General features: G+C 42.7%; 15 protein-coding genes. 4 read left to right on the forward strand and 11 right to left on the reverse strand.

Going from position 1 to position 19,853, the window contains the following annotated elements:
• The first annotated feature begins 136 nt into the window (after positions 1-136).
• On the forward strand, positions 137-913 hold the full coding sequence (locus PHEP_RS18505; RefSeq protein WP_244862625.1) for a hypothetical protein: 777 nt from the start codon (positions 137-139) through the stop codon (positions 911-913).
• Positions 914-948: 35 nt separating this feature from the next.
• On the opposite strand, the gene lpdA is transcribed toward PHEP_RS18505, so the two are convergent.
• Entirely contained in the window at positions 949-2,352 is a 1,404-nt protein-coding gene (lpdA, locus tag PHEP_RS18510) for a dihydrolipoyl dehydrogenase (protein ID WP_015809510.1), read from the reverse strand.
• 90 nt (positions 2,353-2,442) lie between these two features.
• Here lpdA and PHEP_RS18515 point away from each other — a divergent pair, with 90 nt between their 5' ends.
• Complete coding sequence (locus PHEP_RS18515) at positions 2,443-4,320, forward strand: CocE/NonD family hydrolase (RefSeq protein ID WP_015809511.1); 1,878 nt, start codon at positions 2,443-2,445, stop codon at positions 4,318-4,320.
• A 5-nt stretch (positions 4,321-4,325) separates the two neighbouring features.
• Positions 4,326-5,981, forward strand: a complete 1,656-nt coding sequence (locus PHEP_RS18520) for a M1 family metallopeptidase (protein ID WP_015809512.1) — start codon at positions 4,326-4,328, stop codon at positions 5,979-5,981.
• Here PHEP_RS18520 and PHEP_RS18525 read toward each other — a convergent pair.
• The 6 genes from PHEP_RS18525 to PHEP_RS18550 all read right to left on the reverse strand — a co-directional run bounded on the left by PHEP_RS18525 (position 5,978) and on the right by PHEP_RS18550 (position 14,157).
• Positions 5,978-6,679, reverse strand: a complete 702-nt coding sequence (locus PHEP_RS18525; protein WP_015809513.1) for a DUF2490 domain-containing protein — start codon at positions 6,677-6,679, stop codon at positions 5,978-5,980. The genes PHEP_RS18520 and PHEP_RS18525 overlap by 4 nt on opposite strands.
• A 58-nt stretch (positions 6,680-6,737) precedes the next feature.
• Positions 6,738-7,628, reverse strand: coding sequence for a hypothetical protein (locus PHEP_RS18530; protein WP_015809514.1), 891 nt, complete (start codon positions 7,626-7,628; stop codon positions 6,738-6,740).
• A gap of 94 nt (positions 7,629-7,722) precedes the next feature.
• Positions 7,723-8,961 (reverse strand): 2-oxoglutarate dehydrogenase complex dihydrolipoyllysine-residue succinyltransferase, encoded by a 1,239-nt coding sequence (gene odhB / locus PHEP_RS18535; protein WP_015809515.1) that lies wholly within the window; start codon positions 8,959-8,961, stop codon positions 7,723-7,725.
• Positions 8,962-8,979: 18 nt separating this feature from the next.
• The gene (locus tag PHEP_RS18540; protein WP_015809516.1) at positions 8,980-11,775 is read right to left on the reverse strand and encodes a 2-oxoglutarate dehydrogenase E1 component; all 2,796 of its coding nucleotides are present in this window, start codon (positions 11,773-11,775) and stop codon (positions 8,980-8,982) included.
• Positions 11,776-11,840: 65 nt separating this feature from the next.
• Entirely contained in the window at positions 11,841-12,719 is an 879-nt protein-coding gene (locus PHEP_RS18545) for a MerR family transcriptional regulator (RefSeq protein WP_036675237.1), read from the reverse strand.
• Between the two features lie 145 nt (positions 12,720-12,864).
• Entirely contained in the window at positions 12,865-14,157 is a 1,293-nt protein-coding gene (locus PHEP_RS18550; RefSeq protein WP_015809518.1) for a DASH family cryptochrome, read from the reverse strand.
• 208 nt (positions 14,158-14,365) lie between these two features.
• Between PHEP_RS18550 and PHEP_RS18555 the strand changes: the two genes are divergently transcribed.
• Positions 14,366-15,280 carry a TIGR01777 family oxidoreductase gene (locus tag PHEP_RS18555; protein WP_015809519.1) on the forward strand — a complete coding sequence of 305 codons (915 nt, stop codon included), beginning with the start codon at positions 14,366-14,368 and terminating at the stop codon, positions 15,278-15,280.
• Positions 15,281-15,309: 29 nt separating this feature from the next.
• Here the strand turns inward: PHEP_RS18555 and PHEP_RS22000 are convergent, their stop codons facing one another.
• From PHEP_RS22000 to PHEP_RS18575, 4 genes are all read right to left on the reverse strand, one after another.
• Entirely contained in the window at positions 15,310-16,209 is a 900-nt protein-coding gene (locus PHEP_RS22000) for an FKBP-type peptidyl-prolyl cis-trans isomerase (RefSeq protein ID WP_015809520.1), read from the reverse strand.
• A complete protein-coding gene (locus tag PHEP_RS18565) occupies positions 16,206-16,700 on the reverse strand; it encodes an FKBP-type peptidyl-prolyl cis-trans isomerase (protein ID WP_015809521.1) in 495 nt (164 codons plus the stop codon). Before PHEP_RS18565 ends, PHEP_RS22000 begins: the two co-directional genes overlap by 4 nt.
• A gap of 161 nt (positions 16,701-16,861) precedes the next feature.
• Positions 16,862-18,652 carry an acyl-CoA dehydrogenase family protein gene (locus PHEP_RS18570; protein WP_015809522.1) on the reverse strand — a complete coding sequence of 597 codons (1,791 nt, stop codon included), beginning with the start codon at positions 18,650-18,652 and terminating at the stop codon, positions 16,862-16,864.
• Between the two features lie 12 nt (positions 18,653-18,664).
• Complete coding sequence (locus tag PHEP_RS18575) at positions 18,665-19,843, reverse strand: acetyl-CoA C-acyltransferase (RefSeq protein WP_015809523.1); 1,179 nt, start codon at positions 19,841-19,843, stop codon at positions 18,665-18,667.
• Positions 19,844-19,853 lie beyond the last annotated feature (10 nt).

Genomic DNA, 19,853 nt, shown 5'->3' on the forward strand with positions numbered 1-19,853 from the left:
TAAAACCAAGACAGCAAAAAGAGGGGCCCTAAAAAGTCCCTCTTTTTTGTTTCTGCAGGTTAAAACAAATGTCAGTTCAAAGCTGTATAATTACAGTATGCTGAGGTACAACATCTTAATCCTGCTTATTTGCCTGATGGCTGAAACAAAAGCACAACACCCCCCGCTATTTGAAGGCCTGGTTTCAGACACAACCCGGATAACAATGAACAACCTGGGCCTAAACCTAGTCAGGTATACCTACCGGGCCCCAAAAGTCCGTTTTCTTGTGATACACGATGATGAAGATACAGGTGTAAAAGCAGCGCTCGAATACATCAGGTTTAGTGGGGGCACGCTTATCGACTGCCAGTACGGTGGCATCAGGAATTTTAAAATCAACAACCAGGGAGAAAGCTTTCAGACAGACCCCAACAGCATCTATACAAAAGCCGGTATTCCTATTGGCATCCAAAAATACGGTCCTGTAGACGACGATGTGGTAAAGCAGCTGGAACGCACAGCAAAAACCATTTTAAAACTTTACAATCCTGAGCAACTGGGCTATATTTTTACATTACACAACAATACAGATGGCGACTTCGGCATCTCTTCCTACCTTAAGGGTTATGAATTGGAAGCTGCTGCAGATTCAGTACACATTAATTTTAGTATGGACCCGGACGACCTGATATTTGTGACCGACGCCAAATTATTCAGTGGTTTTAAAAAAGAAAATGTGAACGTTGTATTGCAATCAGCAAAAGCACCAGACGATGGCTCATTGTCTATTTATGCCATGTACAATAAAATCCCATATATCAATGTCGAGGTACAGCACGGACATTTCGATGAAAACCTGAGGTTAATAGAAATTGCCATCAAGGTCTTGTTTCAAGCCTATCCCTTGTTAAAACAAAAGGCCGCAGAATAAGCTGCGGCCTTTTGTCTGATGCACGAAACTGGTCATCAAATGTGGATGGCCCGGTTCTCTGTCGCTGCCATAGCAGCCTCTTTCATCGCCTCTGTATAAGTAGGGTGTGCATGACAGATCCTGGCAATGTCTTCTGCTGAGGCACGGAATTCCATAGCAACAACAGCCTCTGCAATCATATCTGCAGCCCTTGGTCCAATCATGTGTACACCTAAAATTTCATCTGTTTTAGCATCTGCAAGTACTTTTACAAAGCCATCTGTATCCATACTTGCCTTGGCACGGCCACTGGCCTTAAATGGAAAGGAACCTGTTTTGTATGATAGTCCTTTTTCTTTCAGCTGCTCTTCGGTATAGCCTACCGAAGCTACTTCCGGCCAGGTATAAACCACGCCCGGAATCAGGTTATAATTGATGTGTGGTTTTTGTCCCGCAATCCGCTCTGCAACATATACGCCCTCATCTTCGGCCTTATGGGCAAGCATAGCACCCTTAATCACATCACCTATCGCATACACACCCGGGACTGTCGTTTCCAGGTGATCGTTCACCGGGATTTTATTTCCTCTTTCTTCAGGTTTGATACCTATGTTTTCCAGCCCCAATCCTTCTGTATAAGCTGTACGCCCAACTGCAACAATGCAATAATCTGCTTCAAATTTCACCTCTTCTCCTTTGGCATTGGTTGCTGTAACCGTAACTTTCTTGCCCTTGGTACTTGCCCCGGTAACTTTATGGCCCATAAAAAACTCCATACCAAGCGATTTTTTCAATACACGCTGCAGTTCTTTACCTAGACCGGCATCCATGGTACCTATAATTGATGGCATAAATTCAATCACCGATACTTTTGTACCTAAACGTGCATATACCGAACCTAGTTCCAGTCCAATTACACCACCGCCAATAACTACCATCTGCTTAGGTACCTCAGTGATGTTTAAAGCTTCTGTAGAAGTGATGATCCGTTTTTTATCAACAGGTAAAAAAGGCAATGCAGTAGGTTTTGAACCCGACGCAATGATTACATTTTTAGCTGTTATGGTCTCCGATTTACCATCTTTGGTAATCTTAATCGTATTTTTATCTATAAAAGAACCTACACCCTCAAAAGCATCAATTTTATTCTTTTTAAACAAATATTGTATCCCAGCAGTATTTTGCGCCACCACATCATTTTTACGGGCAATCATTTGCGGCATATCCACCTTTAAATCTTTCAGATTAATGCCATGCGTCTGAAAAGTATGTGCAGCATTATGAAAATGCTCTGAAGAATCCAACAGGGCCTTGGAAGGAATACATCCTACATTTAAACAGGTTCCCCCAAAAGTTTTATATTTCTCTATAACTGCTGTTTTTAAGCCTAACTGGGCACATCTGATTGCTCCAACATAACCGCCCGGGCCCGAGCCAATTACAACTACATCGTATTGCATACTAAGGATTTTTTTTTGCGTAAAGTTAATAAACCTATCCCGTATTCAGCAATCAATTCCATATATTTATCCTTAAAAAAACCTTCCTCTATGACTCCTTTCAAATCGTTCTCCTTCATTTTTCTCTTTATTTTTACCAGTCTTTCTGCTTCTGCACAACAGTCCGACTCTGCTTATATACGTCAGAACTATACCAAAATAGAAAGGCTGATCCCTATGCGGGATGGCATTAAGCTATTTACAGCCATTTACATCCCCAAAGACAAAAGCAAGAAGTATCCTTTTATGCTCAACCGTACTCCTTATACCGTTTCGCCTTATGGCGAAAACAATTATAAAACAAGCCTTGGCCCCTCTCCGCTCTTTATAAAAGAAGGCTTTATCTTTGTTTATCAGGATGTAAGGGGCAAATGGATGAGTGAGGGAAAATTTGAAGACGTAAGGCCGCAAATAGCCAGCAAGAAACGCAAAACGGATATTGATGAAAGCTCCGATACTTATGATACGATCGACTGGCTGATCAGGAACATTCCTGGAAACAACCGTAAAACCGGTATTTACGGTATCTCATACCCAGGCTTTTATGCTACTGCTGCCCTACCAGATGCGCATCCATCTTTAAAGGCAGTATCGCCCCAGGCTCCGGTTACCGACTGGTTTATAGGCGATGATTTTCATCACAATGGCACCTTGTTCCTTGCAGATATCTTTAGCTTCTATTATACCTTCGGGGTACCGCGACCTCAACCAATTACGCCCGACAAACGTCCAAAACCCTTTGATTTCCCGGTTAAAGACAACTACCGTTTTTTTCTTGAACTGGGCCCCTTAAAAAACATCACCAAAAAATATTATGGCGATACCATACGATTCTGGAATGATATCAATGCGCATACCAATTATGATGCCTTCTGGAAAGCCCGTAACATTACGCCGCATTTAATTGGTGTAAAACCTGCAGTTTTGGTAGTTGGCGGCTTCTTTGATGCAGAAGACCTTTACGGTACGCTTAAAACCTATCAGGCCATCGAAAAACAAAATCCATCCTCAAAAAACAACCTCGTTATGGGCCCCTGGTACCATGGTGGCTGGGCAAGAAGTACGGGAAGCAGTTTCGGGGATATTAATTTCGGACAGCCAACCAGTACTTCATACCAGCAAAATGTTGAGTTCCCTTTCTTTATGCAATACCTCAAAGAGGCACCGGATGCAAAAATTGCAGAGGCAACCATTTTTATCACTGGCAGCAATGAATGGAAGAAATTTAGCTCCTGGCCACCTCAGGATACAGAAGAAAGAACATTATACCTGCAGCCCAATGGCAAACTGAGCTTTGAGAAGGTACAGCGGACCGACAGCTGGGATGAATATGTAAGTGATCCCAATTCACCTGTCCCTTATCAGGATGGCATACAAACCAGCAGAACCCGGGAATATATGATCGATGACCAGCGTTTTGCCTCGCGCAGACCGGATGTAAGGGTATTCCAAACAGAGCCCCTCAGTTCCGACCTTACACTTACCGGCCCGGTATTGGCCAAACTGGTGGTATCAACCACAGGTACGGATGCAGATTATGTGGTAAAACTGATAGATGTATATCCGGAAGATACACCAAATCCTGTACCTAACCCTAAAAACCTGATCATGGGTGGTTACCAGATGCTGGTACGCGGCGAGATCATGCGTGGAAAATACCGTAATAGCTTTGAAAAACCCGAGCCTTTTGTTCCTGGAACAATTACAAAAGTAAACTATGCCCTTCCGGATGTAGCCCATACCTTTAAAAAAGGCCACCGCATCATGATCCAGGTCCAGAATTCATGGTTTCCCCTGGCCGACCGGAATCCACAGCAGTTTATGGACATTTACCAGGCCGAACCTGGCGATTTCAGAAAAGCTACGCATAGGATCTTCCACGATGTACACAATGCATCTGCAATTACGGTAAACGTACTGAAACCTTAAAACGGATGAAACCAGTATATTGTGCCATCCTTACTTGCCTGCTCAGCCTTCAGGTAGCAGCCCAGCTGATGGACAAAAGACGCCCCTATACAGCTGCAGATACATTAAGAGGAATGCTCAGCCCCCTGCGTACCAGCTACGACATTAATTATTACCACCTGGACATCAGCCTGGATATTGCCAATCAAGCGATTAAAGGAAGTAACGAATTCCATTTTACCGCAACACAGCGCCTCAGTAAACTGCAGTTCGATCTTTTTGAAAATATGGATATAGAAAAGATCATTTTTAAAGCGCAGCAAATTCCATTTACAAGAAAATTTAATGCGGTATTTGTTAGCTTTCCCCAACCTATTGAAAAAGGCAGCAAAGAGAAATTCACGGTATTTTATTCAGGAAAGCCGGTCATTGCAAAGAACCCGCCCTGGGAGGGGGGCTTCATTTTCAGTAAAGACAAATCCGGAAAACCCTGGGTATCTGTAGCCTGCCAGGGCCTGGGCGCCAGCAGCTGGTGGCCCAATAAAGACCATCAAAGCGATGAGGCCGATAGCATGCTCATCAGTGTTACGGTACCTAAAGACCTGCAGGAAATCTCTAACGGCAGGTTGCGCAGCAAAGTAGAAAAACCAAATGGTCAGCTCCAGTACAACTGGTTTGTAAACAATCCCATCAACAACTACAATGTAACGCTATACGTAGGCCGGTATGCACACCGGGCCGACCAATATGCCGGAGAAAAAGGGGAACTGAGTCTGGATTACTGGGCCCTGAAGGAAGACAGCGCAATAGCAGTCCCCCATTGGAATGCAGATGTTAAACCCATGCTAAAATCCTTTGAACATTGGTTCGGCCCCTATCCTTTTTATCAAGATGGCTATAAACTGGTTCAGGCGCCTTATCTCGGAATGGAACATCAGAGTGCAATTGCTTATGGAAATGGTTTTAAAAAAGGATACCTGGGTAGCGATCTTTCCAACACCGGCTGGGGCCTCAAATTTGATTTCATCACCATTCACGAAAGCGGACATGAATGGTTTGGAAATAACATCACTACAAAAGACATTGCCGACATGTGGGTACATGAAGCCTTCGCCAATTATGCCGAAGCCTTGTTCCTGGAATCAAACTATGGAAAGAAAGCCGGCGCTGAATACATTACCGGAATAAGGAAAAATATCCGGAACGACAGCCCGATAATCGGCACATACAACCTGAACCGTGAAGGATCGGGTGATATGTATTATAAAGGGGCTAATCTCGTACACCTCATCCGGCAGCTGATCAATGATGACGAAAAATTCAGAAGCATCCTCAGGGGATTAAACAAAACCTTTTACCATAAAACTGTAACCACACAGCAGGTTGAGGAATACATCATCAGACAGAGTGGCTTAAACCTGCAAAAAACCTTCGATCAATACCTCCGGCATACCGGCATCCCGACATTGGAATACCAGGTCTACAATGGTTTGCTGAAGTACAGATGGGCAGCCGATGTGAAAAACTTTGATATGCCTGTAAAAGTAAGCCTCAAGCCTGGCAATTTCAGTTTTATCTATCCTTCAGCCAACTGGAAAACGATTGCGGCAGATAAAAGTATAAGTAACAGATCCTTTAAAGCAGAGCCCAATTTCTACATCCAGCTTAAAGCGGTCAATTAAAACCGGGTATACAAAGCGAGCTGGATGGCATGGTTCATGGTATTGTTGCTGGCACCATTTATAAATTGGTTTAAGTACCCTGCCTCCACATCAAAACTTTTACTGAAGCGGTAACCAATGGCTCCGTAAGCACGGTTCTGGTCAAACAGTTTACCATTCAGCTTTGCCTTATGCTGAACGTTAAAAAACAATTCATTTTGCAAAGCGGCAAATGGCCCTTTGGTAAAGGTCTCCTTTGTTTCCGTAAGCGGAATAATGCCTCTCAGAAAATACCTGAGGCGTTGCGAGAAAATGTCGTCTCCGGCAGCTTCTATAAATCGTTGCTCCAGCCTGAACCGGTGCTGTACCGCAACAGATTTGATTTTATGCATCAGGATATACTGCTCCCAGATCCGGTGCTCCGTCAGCACATGGCCTACTGGTCCGGTCTGATCTAAAAAAGTATTTGTCAGTAAATAACCAACTGTAGCATTGCTTTTTTTATTGATATAATAAGTTACACCGGGCCTGAACAAAAAATTCCGCAGCCCATCCCATTCATCTGCAGACCTCAGCTGAACATCCAGGTGCATGCCCCATTTGTCATTAAATTTAGTACTGTTTAAAAACAGGAACCAGCCAGAATTTTGTTTTACCTGCTGGGAAAAACCATTCAGTACAAAAAGAGAAAATAAAGAGGCTAAAATTAAACGCTTCATATAATTGGATCGGATCAAAAAGCTAAAATAAAAAACAAAAGTAAAAATTCAATAAATACTAGAACTGAAAGCCCAGCACCGTATAATTCTGAATATACTTAATTTTTTGACTTGCCCCGTCGATATCATTTCTACCAGTGGTGTGAATTTTAGTCAGGTCGATATAACCAACCTTTGTACTATTTTGCAGATAAAGCCCTTTCAGGATGTAAAATTTGAAACCAAGCTTGGCAGAAACACCATAACCGGCAATATTCCAGTAATTGTTCTTTCCTACATCAAATAAATGGGCATCAGTTCTGGGCACCACCAAACCAGCACCTATACCGGTTTCCATGGTCAACGAAGTACGCTGCGAATAAGCTACCCATATGTCATCATACCGCTCCAGCTCTGCACTCGCATAGTTTAGCCCATCAGTATGCTCAAATCTTAGCATATCGGGGCCTACCTCCAGCATTTCACCATTATATACGCCAGCGTAGCGGCCTGTAGGAATACCAGGCTCAGAAACAGTAGCATCTATATGTCCGTCGATCTTCACCTTCTGCGGAATGTCCATCACATATTTCATATGGTCCCAACCCAATGAGATGCTGTAATTGTCCTTGATAAAATAACCAAAGTGAAAATTAAACTGCGGGATACTTAGTGAACTTGGCTCCAGATATTTCCAGCTCAGTTTAGTTTGCCGGTCATTCGCTACAACATCTCTAAGGGTAAAATCATAACCAGGACCTTTAAAATTGATGTCGCTCTTTGCATACCAGGAATGGTTATATCCCCACATCACAAAGAAATCTCCTTTTCTGGAAAAATTTCTTTTCAGCTCATTAGAAAAGATACTTCTACCAATTTTTGGCCGGTTTACAGAAGTAGTAATATTTTGCTGTGCGCTTAATTTTTTTGAAAAAACTAATAAAAAAACAAATAAATAATACTTTTTCATAATTTCAATCAACCCACCGGGGGTGATAAATAAAATCAATTGTTCAAATCAAAAAAGACCCGCATTTTATGCAGGCCTTTTCTTTATCAGGTATTTATATACCCAATAACAATCTTGCAGGATCTTCCAGCAATTGTTTAACCCTTACCAGGAAACCAACAGATTCTCTTCCATCAATGATCCTGTGGTCATACGACAAGGCCACATACATCATCGGACGGATTACCACTTCACCTTTCTCTGCAACCGGGCGCTCAATGATATTGTGCATTCCAAGAATAGCAGACTGTGGGGCGTTGATGATCGGCGTCGACATCATCGAGCCAAAAACACCACCATTGGTAATGGTAAAAGTACCACCTGTCATTTCTTCAATCGTCAACTTACTATCACGCGCTTTAGTAGCCAGTTCAATAACTGTTTTCTCTATCTGTGCAAGGCTCATGCTCTCTGCATTCCTGATAATCGGTACAACCAGTCCCTTAGGTGCAGAAACCGCAATTGAAATATCAGCAAAATCATTATACACAATAGATTCACCATCAATGCGTGCATTTACTGCCGGAAAGTCCTTAAGTGCCTCGCATACCGCCTTGGTAAAGAAACTCATAAAGCCTAATCCAACACCATATTTTTCCTTAAACTGATCTTTATATTTTCCGCGCAGGTCCATGATCGGCTTCATGTTCACTTCATTAAAAGTGGTCAGCATAGCCGTTTCATTTTTAACGGTAACCAGGCGTTTGGCAACAGTTTTGCGCAAAGGCGACATTTTTTCCCTGCGCTCATTTCTTGATCCAGCAACAGGAGCAGCCGGGGCCGAAGCTTTAGGAGCTTCTGCTTTCGCAGCAGGTTGCGCAGTTTTCTGAGCGTTTAAAGCATCGTCTTTGGTAATTCTTCCATCAACACCAGTTCCTTTTACAGTAGCGGCATCCACACCTTTTTCCGCAAGTATTTTACCCGCAGCCGGCGATGGCGTACCCGTTGCATAGCTTTCACCAGCTTTTTCTGCTACAGGGGCAGCCGATTTATCTTCGGCAACTACAGCCTTTTCAGCCGCTGGCGCGGCCTCTGCGGCAGGTTTTGCCGGAGCAGCACCACCGTCTTCAATTTTACAAACTACAGCACCAATTGCCAGTGTATCACCTTCATTGGCTACTGTTTTCAAAGTTCCGGCCTGTTCCGCAGTTAATTCGAAAGTTGCTTTGTCAGATTCTAATTCTGCAATCACCTCATCCATTTCTACTGCATCACCATCATTTTTCACCCAACGTGATAAAACAACTTCTGTTATCGACTCGCCAACTGGCGGAACTTTTATTTCTATACTCATAACTGATGTATTATTTTTCTAATCTACATTAAATACTTTACTCACTGATTTTTTAGCAATCTTCTGCTCTACTTCAGTAACCGGCATCTCAAAAGCTTTGGCCAGAATATAGGCTTGCTGATCCGCATGTTGTTTTGCAAAGCCGGTGGCCGTACTGCTGCTTTCTTTTCTCGAGATCACTTCGATATCACCAAAGATCGTTCTTCTCAGTCTGCGCAATAAATACGGCCATGCCCCCATGTTTTCAGGTTCTTCCTGTACCCATACGGCTTCTTCTGCGTTTTTATACTTCTTATAAACAGCTTCCATCTGTGCAACCGGAGTAGGATACAATTGCTCTACACGAACAATCGCAACATCCCTGATCTGGTCTTTTTGCTGTTTTTCCAATAGCTCATAGTAAATTTTACCACTACAGAACAATACCCTTTTTACATCTGCGGCTTTTACATTTGTATCTGCAATCACTTCATGGAACTTGCCATCGGTAAACTCTTCCAGTTTAGAAACACATAACGGATGGCGCAACAGGCTCTTAGGGGTAAATACCACCAGTGGCTTTCTGAAGTCACGTTTAAACTGCCTGCGTAACGCATGGAAAAAGTTTGCAGGGGTAGTACAATTGGTTACCTGCATATTGTAATCTGCACAAAGCTCCATAAAGCGCTCAATCCTTGCAGATGAGTGTTCAGGGCCCTGTCCTTCATAACCATGTGGCAATAACATGACCAAACCATTTTCACGCTGCCATTTTGTTTCTGCACTGGCCACATACTGGTCTACAACAATTTGTGCCCCGTTAAAGAAATCACCAAACTGGGCCTCCCAGATGGTCAGCGCATTCGGATTGGCCATGGCATAACCATATTCAAAACCCAATACACCATATTCAGATAAATGCGAATTGTAAATGTCAAATGGCGCCTGCTGGTCAGAAATATTGGCCAGTGGGATATATTCCTCTTCCGAATCTTCTAAGGTCAGTACCGCATGGCGGTGAGAGAAAGTACCACGTTCTACATCCTGCCCGCTTAAACGTACCCTTTTACCTTCTGCAAGTAAGGTTCCATAAGCCAGCTGCTCACCCATCGCCCAGTCAAATACATGCGTAGTATTCGCCATTTTGCTCCGTTCCTCAAAAAGCTTCTCAATTTTTTTGAAGAACTTTTTATTGGAAGGCAATGTGCTGATCCTTTTGGCAATTTCCAGTAAGGTAGTTTTTTTAACAGCGGTACTTGGCGAACTTTCAAAATCCTTAGGTGTAGCGATCCGCATGTCAGACCATGCACCACCAAACTTCACATCCTGGTAAGTAGAAGTAATCTCTTTCGCCTCATTTAAACGTTCCTGTAAAATACCACGGAATTCTTTTTCCATCTCTTTTGCCAGGCTGGCTTCCAGTTTACCTTCAGTTATCAGCTGCTGGATGTAAATATCCCTTGGGTTCGCATGTTTTTCAATCGCTTTATAAAGCAGCGGCTGGGTAAATTTAGGCTCATCCGATTCGTTATGTCCAAACCTGCGGTAGCATAAAATATCTATAAAAACATCGTTTTTATATTTCTGACGGTATTCCATGGCCAGGTTAATGGCATATACCAGGGCTTCAACATCATCTCCGTTTACATGAAACACGGGCGATAAAGTCACTTTTGCAATATCAGTACAGTATGTACTCGTCCTTGCATCTTTAAAATTGGTGGTAAAACCAATCTGGTTGTTGATGATCAGGTGAATGGTACCGCCGGTTTTATATCCATCCAGGCCAGCCATCTGGATCACTTCATACACAATGCCCTGTCCTGCAACAGATGCATCACCGTGTATCAGTATTGGCGCAATGCGGGCATTGTCGCCACCATATTTAAAATCTATTTTCGACCTGGTCATTCCTTCAACCACCCCATCTACCGTTTCCAGGTGCGATGGGTTCGGACAAAGACTCAGGTGTACACTCTTGCCATCATTTGTGGTCACATCAGTTGAATAACCCAGGTGATATTTCACATCGCCACCAAACGGAGATTCAGCACTATACCCCTTACCTTCAAACTCAGCAAAAATATCCTTATAGGTTTTCTGCATAATATTGGCCAGCACATTTAAACGTCCTCTGTGCGCCATACCAATTACAAACTCTTCAATACCAAGCTCGGCACCCTTTTCAATTACAGAATCGAGGGCGGGGATCAATGCCTCTGCACCTTCCAGCGAAAACCTTTTTTGTCCCAGAAACTTAGTGCCCAGAAAATTTTCAAAACTTACCGCTTCATTCAGTTTCTTAAGTATCCTTCTCTTTTCTTCAATTGAAAAATTTGGGGTGTTGCGCACACCTTCCATTTTCTGCTCTAACCAGGAAAGTACTTCAGGAGTACGCAGATACTTATATTCAACACCAATAGAACGGCAGTAAGTCTGCTTTAAAAAAGCAACAATATCGCTCAGCTTGGCCGCACCAATACCCAATTCAACACTTGCGTTAAATACGGTATCCAAATCCGCTGTGCTAAGTCCAAAATTTTCAAGGTCAAGCGTAGGCAAATGCTGACGTCTTTCCCTTACAGGATTGGTATGTGTAAACAAATGGCCGCGCTGACGATAACCATTGATCATGTTCAACACATTAACTTCCTTTAAAAAATGCTCAGGGGTATCTTCTGTAACTGCCCCTGCAGAGGAACCTCTGCCGAAATCAAAACCTTCAAAAAATTTCTGAAAGCCAAATTCAACCGAGTTTGGATCTTCTTTATAAGATTGGTATAAGGACTCTATGTATTCGGCATTTGCGCCGCTGAGATAAGATAAATTATCCATTATGTATAAATATGCTATAAGTGATGCAAAATTAGGATTTTACCTTATAAAACAGGCAAATTTCTTTATAATTCTTCAAGAAATTCGACCATGTCACAAACATTCTTCAAAGGGGTAAGCCTATCTTTTACAAGAATGTCAAATTCAGAGATCAGACTTCCTGCAACCAGCAAGGGCACCTCTACATAATCCATTACTTTTTCTATAATCTTGTTGAGGTCCTTTCCCAGGTTAAGCGAGGTCAAAACAATAAATGCATAATCAGGTTTATAGCCGCTGATCACTTTTTTAATATCTGCATAGGGAATTTCCGACCCCAGGTAAAGTGTTTCATGTCCGCATTTTTTTAACAGATACCTGGCAAAGAGCAGACCTGTTTCATGCATTTCTGCTTCGGGCAGGAAAAGCACAAACCGCAGTACTTTTTTCTTCCTTGGTTTTTCCAGCTTATCGATTTTCACAATGATCTTGTCCCTGATCAGACTGGAAGCAAAATGCTCGTGTGAAGGGTCTATGGTTCCTGTTTGCCACAGCATTCCTACACGTTTCATAAAGGGGAACAGCACCAGGTCCATAGTTTTGACCAAACCCATTTCATCAATACAGCCCGTAAGTATTCTTGAAAACTCATTTTCATCATACTTAAGGGTAGCATCTGAAAGGTTCAGCAACTGGATGCTCTCATTTCCCCAATCGGAATCTAACTGCCGCACCAGATCTGATACCTGTTGCCTGCTCAGCTTGGCAATCCTGCTGATCTTGTATCCGTTTTCATTTAAGGCTACAATATTAAGCAGCATTTTCAGGTCATCCTCATCGTAATACCTGATATTGGTAGGGGTACGTTTAGGCGGCACCAGGTTATACCTGGTCTCCCAGGCCCTTATGGTGTGTGCCTTTATGCCTATCAGACTTTCTATATCACTAATTGAATATTTCTTCACATTATTTATAACAACAAATGTTAAACAACTTTGTTTAAAATACAACTTTTGTTTAACATTTATAAGCATGGCCTATACTTAGCCTTTCTGTAAAACGAAGCTTTACGCAATTTGTTTTTATAAAAATACAGTAGCAGGCTACCAATCAGGCAAAAGAAGGGCTGTCGGCAACTGCAATATCCAAAATTTTGATCTGCTTGTTTAAATCGAATGTATTTTTCGACCTGGCATCTTTACCAATGCCGGCAACGCTTGCCCAGTTGCCCCAATTACTGGCCGGCGCATAATCAATCAGTTTCTCTTCAAAATAAGCTGCACCACAGGTCCAGTGTATTTTTAAAACATGAACAAGATAAGTAGCCACCAATAAACGGCCCGAATGAGGAATAAAACCAGTAGCATTCAGGTCATACATGTATTTATCAACTACCGGATGTGCTGTACAGCCTGTTTTCCATTTTTCCAAGGCAGGATCCACCCTTTCAATAGCCTGCATAATGTCTTTCTCCAGATCAGTTTCCTGAAGAAAGGCAATGCCATGCTTTTTAAACATGAACCGGAAATAATCCCTCCATAAAAGGCCCAGAAAGATCTGGCTAAAATTGGCATTCAGTCCAAAAACCCCCTCTGCTTCCTTCACCTTCCAGTAAACCATTCTGGGCGACAGGCACCCGATGGTAAGCCAGGCAGACAAGCGGGAAGAAAAACCAGGTTTTTCAGGTGTATGTTTAGTATTTTGTTTCAAATAAATATCAGCACCCGCTTCCAGTAATTGCGCCAAATGCTGCAATCCCGAATCCTCGCCACCAGTCGCATACTTTTCAATCATAGCCCCGGCGACAGTTTCAAAACCAAGGTCCTTTAATGACGGCAATTGGCCCCAGTCTGCATTTTCCACGAAATCTATATGTTCCGGTGTCAGAAAACAGGCTTTCACAATCGCATCACGTTCAGTTTTCTTTTTAAACTGTGCAAATACATCCGGGATATCCTTTATCGGAAATGGCAGGTCTTCCTTATTGTAAAGTGTATGCCCGATAAAATGCTTTAAATTGATCTTTAATGTCCACAGCAAATCTTCAACATGGCCTGAAATTTCAGTCTCCTCAGGGCCCACTTCGCGGTGATGGTATACTTCTGCAATATCAAACTGTTCTACCAGGTCCCTGATCATATCTTCGGGTTTCCCCTGCACCAGTAAAATATCTCCGCCAAACCGCTGAAAAGCTTTTCTTAACGACAAGATACTTTCCAATAAAAATGAAGCCCTTACTATCCCGGTTTTTGCGGTTCCAAACCTTGTATTTTCGAAATAACGCGGATCAAAAAAATAAACGGGTAAAATACTGTCAGATTTAGCAATCGCTTCAACCAACATCTCATTGTCATGTAAGCGAAGATCATTCCTAAACCAAACGAGTATTTTTTTATTCTTCATTAACCTAAATTAAATTTTGTGATAAACTTCAAAAATATGCCATTTTTTATCTTAAAGCGAATCCCGCCACCAATCTTTACATAAGCAGAACAAAATATTTACCCTAAAAAGATAATTTATCAAACTAAAACACCTGTTATAAGTTGTATAATTACTATACAAGAAGCAGATTTTAGACGTTTTGTTATAAATAAAAAAATCCTTAAAGATGAACAAGCACATTCTGATCACCGGAGCAACTGGTATGATAGGAAAAAAACTAATAGAATCCTTACAAAAAGGCGGTCATTCTGTTGCTGTTTTATCCAGAAAACCTAAAAATATACCTGGTGTAAAGCTGTATCTATGGGACGTGTACCAGCATAAAATAGACCAGCAATGCATGGAGGGGATAGACACAGTCATCCACCTGGCCGGCGAAAATATTGCAGCACATAAATGGACAAAGAAAAGAAAGCAGCAAATCATCGACAGCCGGGTCTTGTCAACCCAGCTACTTTATCAGGCCATAAAAGAAACAAAAGCCAGTGTCAGTACTTTTATATCTGCTTCAGGCGCTGCCTGGTATGGCGATAGCGGAGATGAAATCCTAACCGAAGAAAGTCCTGCCGGCTATGGCTTTATGGCTGCTTGCTGTGAACAATGGGAACAGGCCGTCGATCAAGGTAAAAAGCTTGGGATAAGGGTAGTAAAATTCAGGACCGGTATGGTACTGGGCAAAAACGAGGGGGCCTTAGCTTCATTAGAAAAGCCCATCCGTTTTTTTGCCGGAGCAGCACTGGGTTCCGGCAGGCAATGGGTTCCATGGCTGCATATAGATGACATGGTGTCCATGTACACTACCGCAGTAGAAAACACCCTGATTTCAGGAGCATACAATGCATGCGCACCTTTTTCTGTAACCAATGCCACATTAACCAGGGCCATCGCAAAAAAACTACACCGGCCGGTATGGCCTTTTAATGTACCCGAAAAAATACTTAAACTTATACTCGGAGAAATGAGCGAGGTTATATTTATCAGCACCAATACCTCTGCACAGAAAATACTGGCAGCCGATTTCAAGTTCAGATATACCCGGCTCGAGGATGCTTTATCTGATATTTACAGTCCCCAAAAATAAACTACATTTACCTATACCTACCCTAAGTATTAATTTGTAATACTTACAATTTCTATATCGAAATCCAGACAGGAGTTTCCAGGTATAGTTACGCTGCCAGCAGCATCAGTTTGGGCAGACTTACCATATCCCAGGTCTGATGGGATCAATAACCTGATCTTTCCGCCAACCCCAATTTTTCCAGGCATTACCTGATACCAGCCTTTGATCAGTTCGTTCAATGTAAATGTCACCCCATCTGTGCTCGAATCAAAAACAGTTCCGTTCAGCAACCTTCCGGTATATTTCACGTTTACTACTGAAGTCTGTTTGAGGTCCTGCTTGTTAGTCCCTTCATTAGAAATGATGTAACGCACACGTGTCGGATCCAGTACCGGCTGTAAATTATTTGCAGTAACAAACTTATTGATCAAGAAGTTATCTACCTCATATTGTTTGTTAAAATTCAGTAAACTCAGGTCGATGATCACGATCTCATTAGATTCAACCCCCAAAGCAGGTTGTCCATTTTTGCCAAATGCCATTCTTGAGGGCAGGATCACCTTAGCTGTTCCTCCTTTTTTTAACTTCCCGAGTGTAAGCCTTACTGCCGGTATGGTTAAAAAATTAAAGCGGTCTGTATAGCCCAGAAATGTTCCCGGAATGGTATAATCACCATTCTTTAAAAAGCTGGTTCCATTTGCATGTTTAAAATCATAACTATAGTATACCGAATCTGAATTCACTACAGCAGCACCGGTACCTTCAGATACAATCTGGTAATAAAATCCCGAAGGGTCCATTAATTTCGGAATGTTGTTTTTTGAAAGGTAATCTTCTATGGTACGTGTATCCAGTGTTTCAATAGATTCATACTCTTTTTTACAGGAATTGAACAGCGTTAAAGCGCCTAACAAGGCAAAGGTATATAATGATAACTTTTTAATCATTTGGGTTTTTTATTTACAGAAAGTATTTCTAAAGTGATATCTAATATTGAATTGGGGGGAATTACAGGTGAAGTAACTGCCCTGTCTTTAAAGCCTAATGCCGAAGGGATGATTAAACGGATTGCACCACCTGGTTGTATCAACCTGGTCCCGGTCTGCCAGCCCTCTATATAACCGGGAAGCAGGAATATAAAAGTACTGTCCAGGCTCCTGTCACGCAAAACAGAGTCTTTTAAAACCTTTAGTCTGTATTTGGCATATATCGAATCCTTATCTCCATAAACCACATTCCCTGTACCCGGACTTATAATGTTATAATACAAGCCCGAACTGTGCTTTACAGCCGTCACCGAACTATCTTTCAAATATTTTACAATTATCGCATCGTCAATCTCCAGTTGCGCCTTGTCATCATAGGGTGCGGGTTTCTCGCAGGCAACAAATACTGCTGCCATCAAAACAAACCCCAACAATACCCTGGTTTTTAACATAATTCACAAAAATAGTCTTTTATTGCTGATGGCACAATTTTTAACCAATTTTAACAAATCTATATCCGGTAAAATCATATGGGCCCACACAAAAAACGCCCGCAATTACATTACGGGCGCCCAGTTTTTAATTATGAATCGTCTCTTTTATGACAATGTTTTTAATAACAATATTTATTGGCAGCAATAAGTTGCTGAGCCACCTTTTGTCTGGCTTCCTTCACATTAAAAGGCTCCATTTTGGTAAACCTTCTCAGGCCAACCAGCATCATCCTTTGCTCATCCCCTTCGGCAAAAGCCCATAAAGCCTCTTTTCCTGCTTTCTGCACCGCATCAACAGCTTCCACAAAATAAATGCGCATCATGTTCAGCTGGCCTGTACAGGCTTCCTCACCCCGCAGACTAACCAGCTTTTCGGTTCTCAGCATGGCCGACTCAGCGATATACACATAACTGGCCATATCGGCAATGTTCATCAGTATTTCCTGTTCTTTCGACAAACTCATCATCAGTTTCTGCACAGCCGCTCCGGCAACCATCAGGGTTGCTTTTTTCAAATTCTTGATGAGCTTTTTCTCCGCTGCAAAAAGCGTATCGTCTTCCTCTCCAAATTCAGGGATAGCCATCAGTTCGGCCGCCACCGCAGTTGCAGGGGTCATCAGGTCCAGTTCTCCTTTCATTGCACGTTTCAGCATCATATCTACTGTCAGCAACCTGTTGATCTCATTCGTGCCCTCAAAGATCCGGTTGATCCGCGCATCGCGATAGGCCCTGTCCATAGGTGCCTCTGCCGAAAAGCCCATCCCGCCATAAATCTGCACCCCTTCATCCACCACATAGTCCAGTGCCTCCGATCCCCAAACTTTCAATATGGCACATTCAACGGCAAACTGCTCGGTCGATTTCAGCTTAGCCTTACCGGCATCCATCCCCCCTGCAACCAAAGCATCATAAGCATCATCAATATTCTGGCCGGCACGATAATTTGCCGATTCTACCGCATACACTTTAGTGGCCATTTCTGCCAGCTTGTAACGGATGGCCCCATATTTAGAGATCTGACGGTCAAACTGGATGCGTTCATTCGAATAATTAACAGCGGTGTCAATTACCGATTTAGATGCACCGATCGCTGCGGCCGCCAGCTTAATCCTGCCAATATTCAGGATGTTAACCGCAATCTTAAAACCGTTCTGCCGTTCCGAGAGCATGTTTTCTACAGGAACAGGGCAATCGTTAAAGAAAACCTGGCGCGTAGATGAGCCTTTAATACCCATTTTATGCTCTTCAGGGTTCATGGTAATGCCACCAAATTCCCGTTCAACAATAAAAGCAGTTAAATTCTCGTCATCATCAATCTTTGCGAATACGATAAACACATCTGCAAAGCCCCCGTTGGTGATCCACATTTTCTGACCATTGATCAGGTAATGTTTCCCGTCTTCAGACAATTTAGCTTTAGTTTTACCCGAATTGGCATCAGATCCCGAATTGGGTTCTGTTAAACAATAAGCGGCCTTCCATTCGCCTGTTCCCAGTTTAGGGATATATTTATTTTTCTGTTCTTCCGTTCCGTAATACAAAATGGGCAGGGTCCCTATCCCGGTATGGGCCGAAAGGGCCACAGCAAAGGAATGTCCCGCACCAATCACATCGGCAACCAGCATAGAAGTATTAAAGTTCTTTCCAAATCCACCGTAAACTTCAGGTATAGAAACACCTAAAATCCCCAGTTCACCCGCCTTATCCATTAAAGATGGCATCAGTCCCTCTTCCTGCGCATCTATGCGGTCCAGATTAGGATACACCTCCGCAGCCAAAAAGTCGCGGCAGGTCTGTGCAATCATATTTTGCTCTTCATCAAATTCTTCAGGAATAAATACATCCTGATACGAGGTTTCCGTAATTAAAAACTCTCCACCTTTAATCGTTTTTTTGTCTGTAGTTTCCATATCCTTATCAGATTAAAGCATTTCAAAAATACCGGCTGCACCCTGTCCGCTACCCACGCACATGGTTACCATGCCATATTTTTGTTTTTTCCTTTTTAGTTCATTAAACAATTGTACAGATAGCTTAGCACCCGTACACCCAAGCGGGTGACCAAGCGCAATCGCACCCCCGTTTACATTTAAAATAGCTGTGTTGATGCCCAGTTCCCTGACAACCGCAAGCGACTGAGAGGCAAAAGCTTCATTCAATTCAATTAATTCAAGCTGATCAAGCGTCATTCCTGCTTGTTTCAGCGCTTTAGGAATCGCATAGATAGGGCCAATTCCCATAATACGCGGTGGAACACCTGCTATACCATAGCTTACCAGACGTGCAACAGGCTCAACACCCAGTTCCTTCATTTTCTTTTCAGAAACCACCAGTACAAACGCCGCACCATCTGATGTTTGCGAAGAATTACCGGCAGTAATACAACCATCAGCGGCAAATACCGGTTTCAGTTTGGCCAGTTTCTCTATCGAAGTATCGGCCCTTGGACCTTCATCTGTATCTACAACATAACTGCGGGCTTTCTTTTTCATATCTGCATCCAGGTAATTTTCATTTACCGTAATTGGCAAAATCCCATCTTTCAGATGACCATTTTTGATTGCTTCAACTGCTTTTTGATGCGAATGATAAGAAAACTCATCCTGGTCTTCCCTGCTCACCTTATATTCACGGGCAACAGCCTCAGCAGTTAAACCCATACCCCAATACCAATCCGGATTAACCCTGGCAACCTCGGCATTCGGAACAACTTTCCAACCGCCAAATGGCATACCCGACATCACTTCAACCCCGCCGGCAATGATACAATCGGCCATACCACTTTTAATTTTGGCAACCGCCGTAGCAATGGTTTCCAGGCCAGATGCACAATATCTGTTCACCGTTACACCCGGCACCTTATCCGTATCCAGCCCCATTAAAGAAATCATCCGGCCAACATTCAATCCCTGCTCTGCTTCAGGTGTAGCATTACCTACTATCACATCATCAATTTGCTCATTATCCAGATTGGGTATAGATGCCACCAAATGTCTGATCACTTCAGCTGCCAGATCATCTGCCCTCGTAAAACGAAATACACCACGGGGGGCCTTGCCCACTGCGGTACGATATCCTGCTATAATATATGCTTCCTGCATGTCAATATCC

Origin of the sequence: Pedobacter heparinus DSM 2366, assembly GCF_000023825.1 — a bacterium.
GTDB classification, from domain to species: domain Bacteria; phylum Bacteroidota; class Bacteroidia; order Sphingobacteriales; family Sphingobacteriaceae; genus Pedobacter; species Pedobacter heparinus.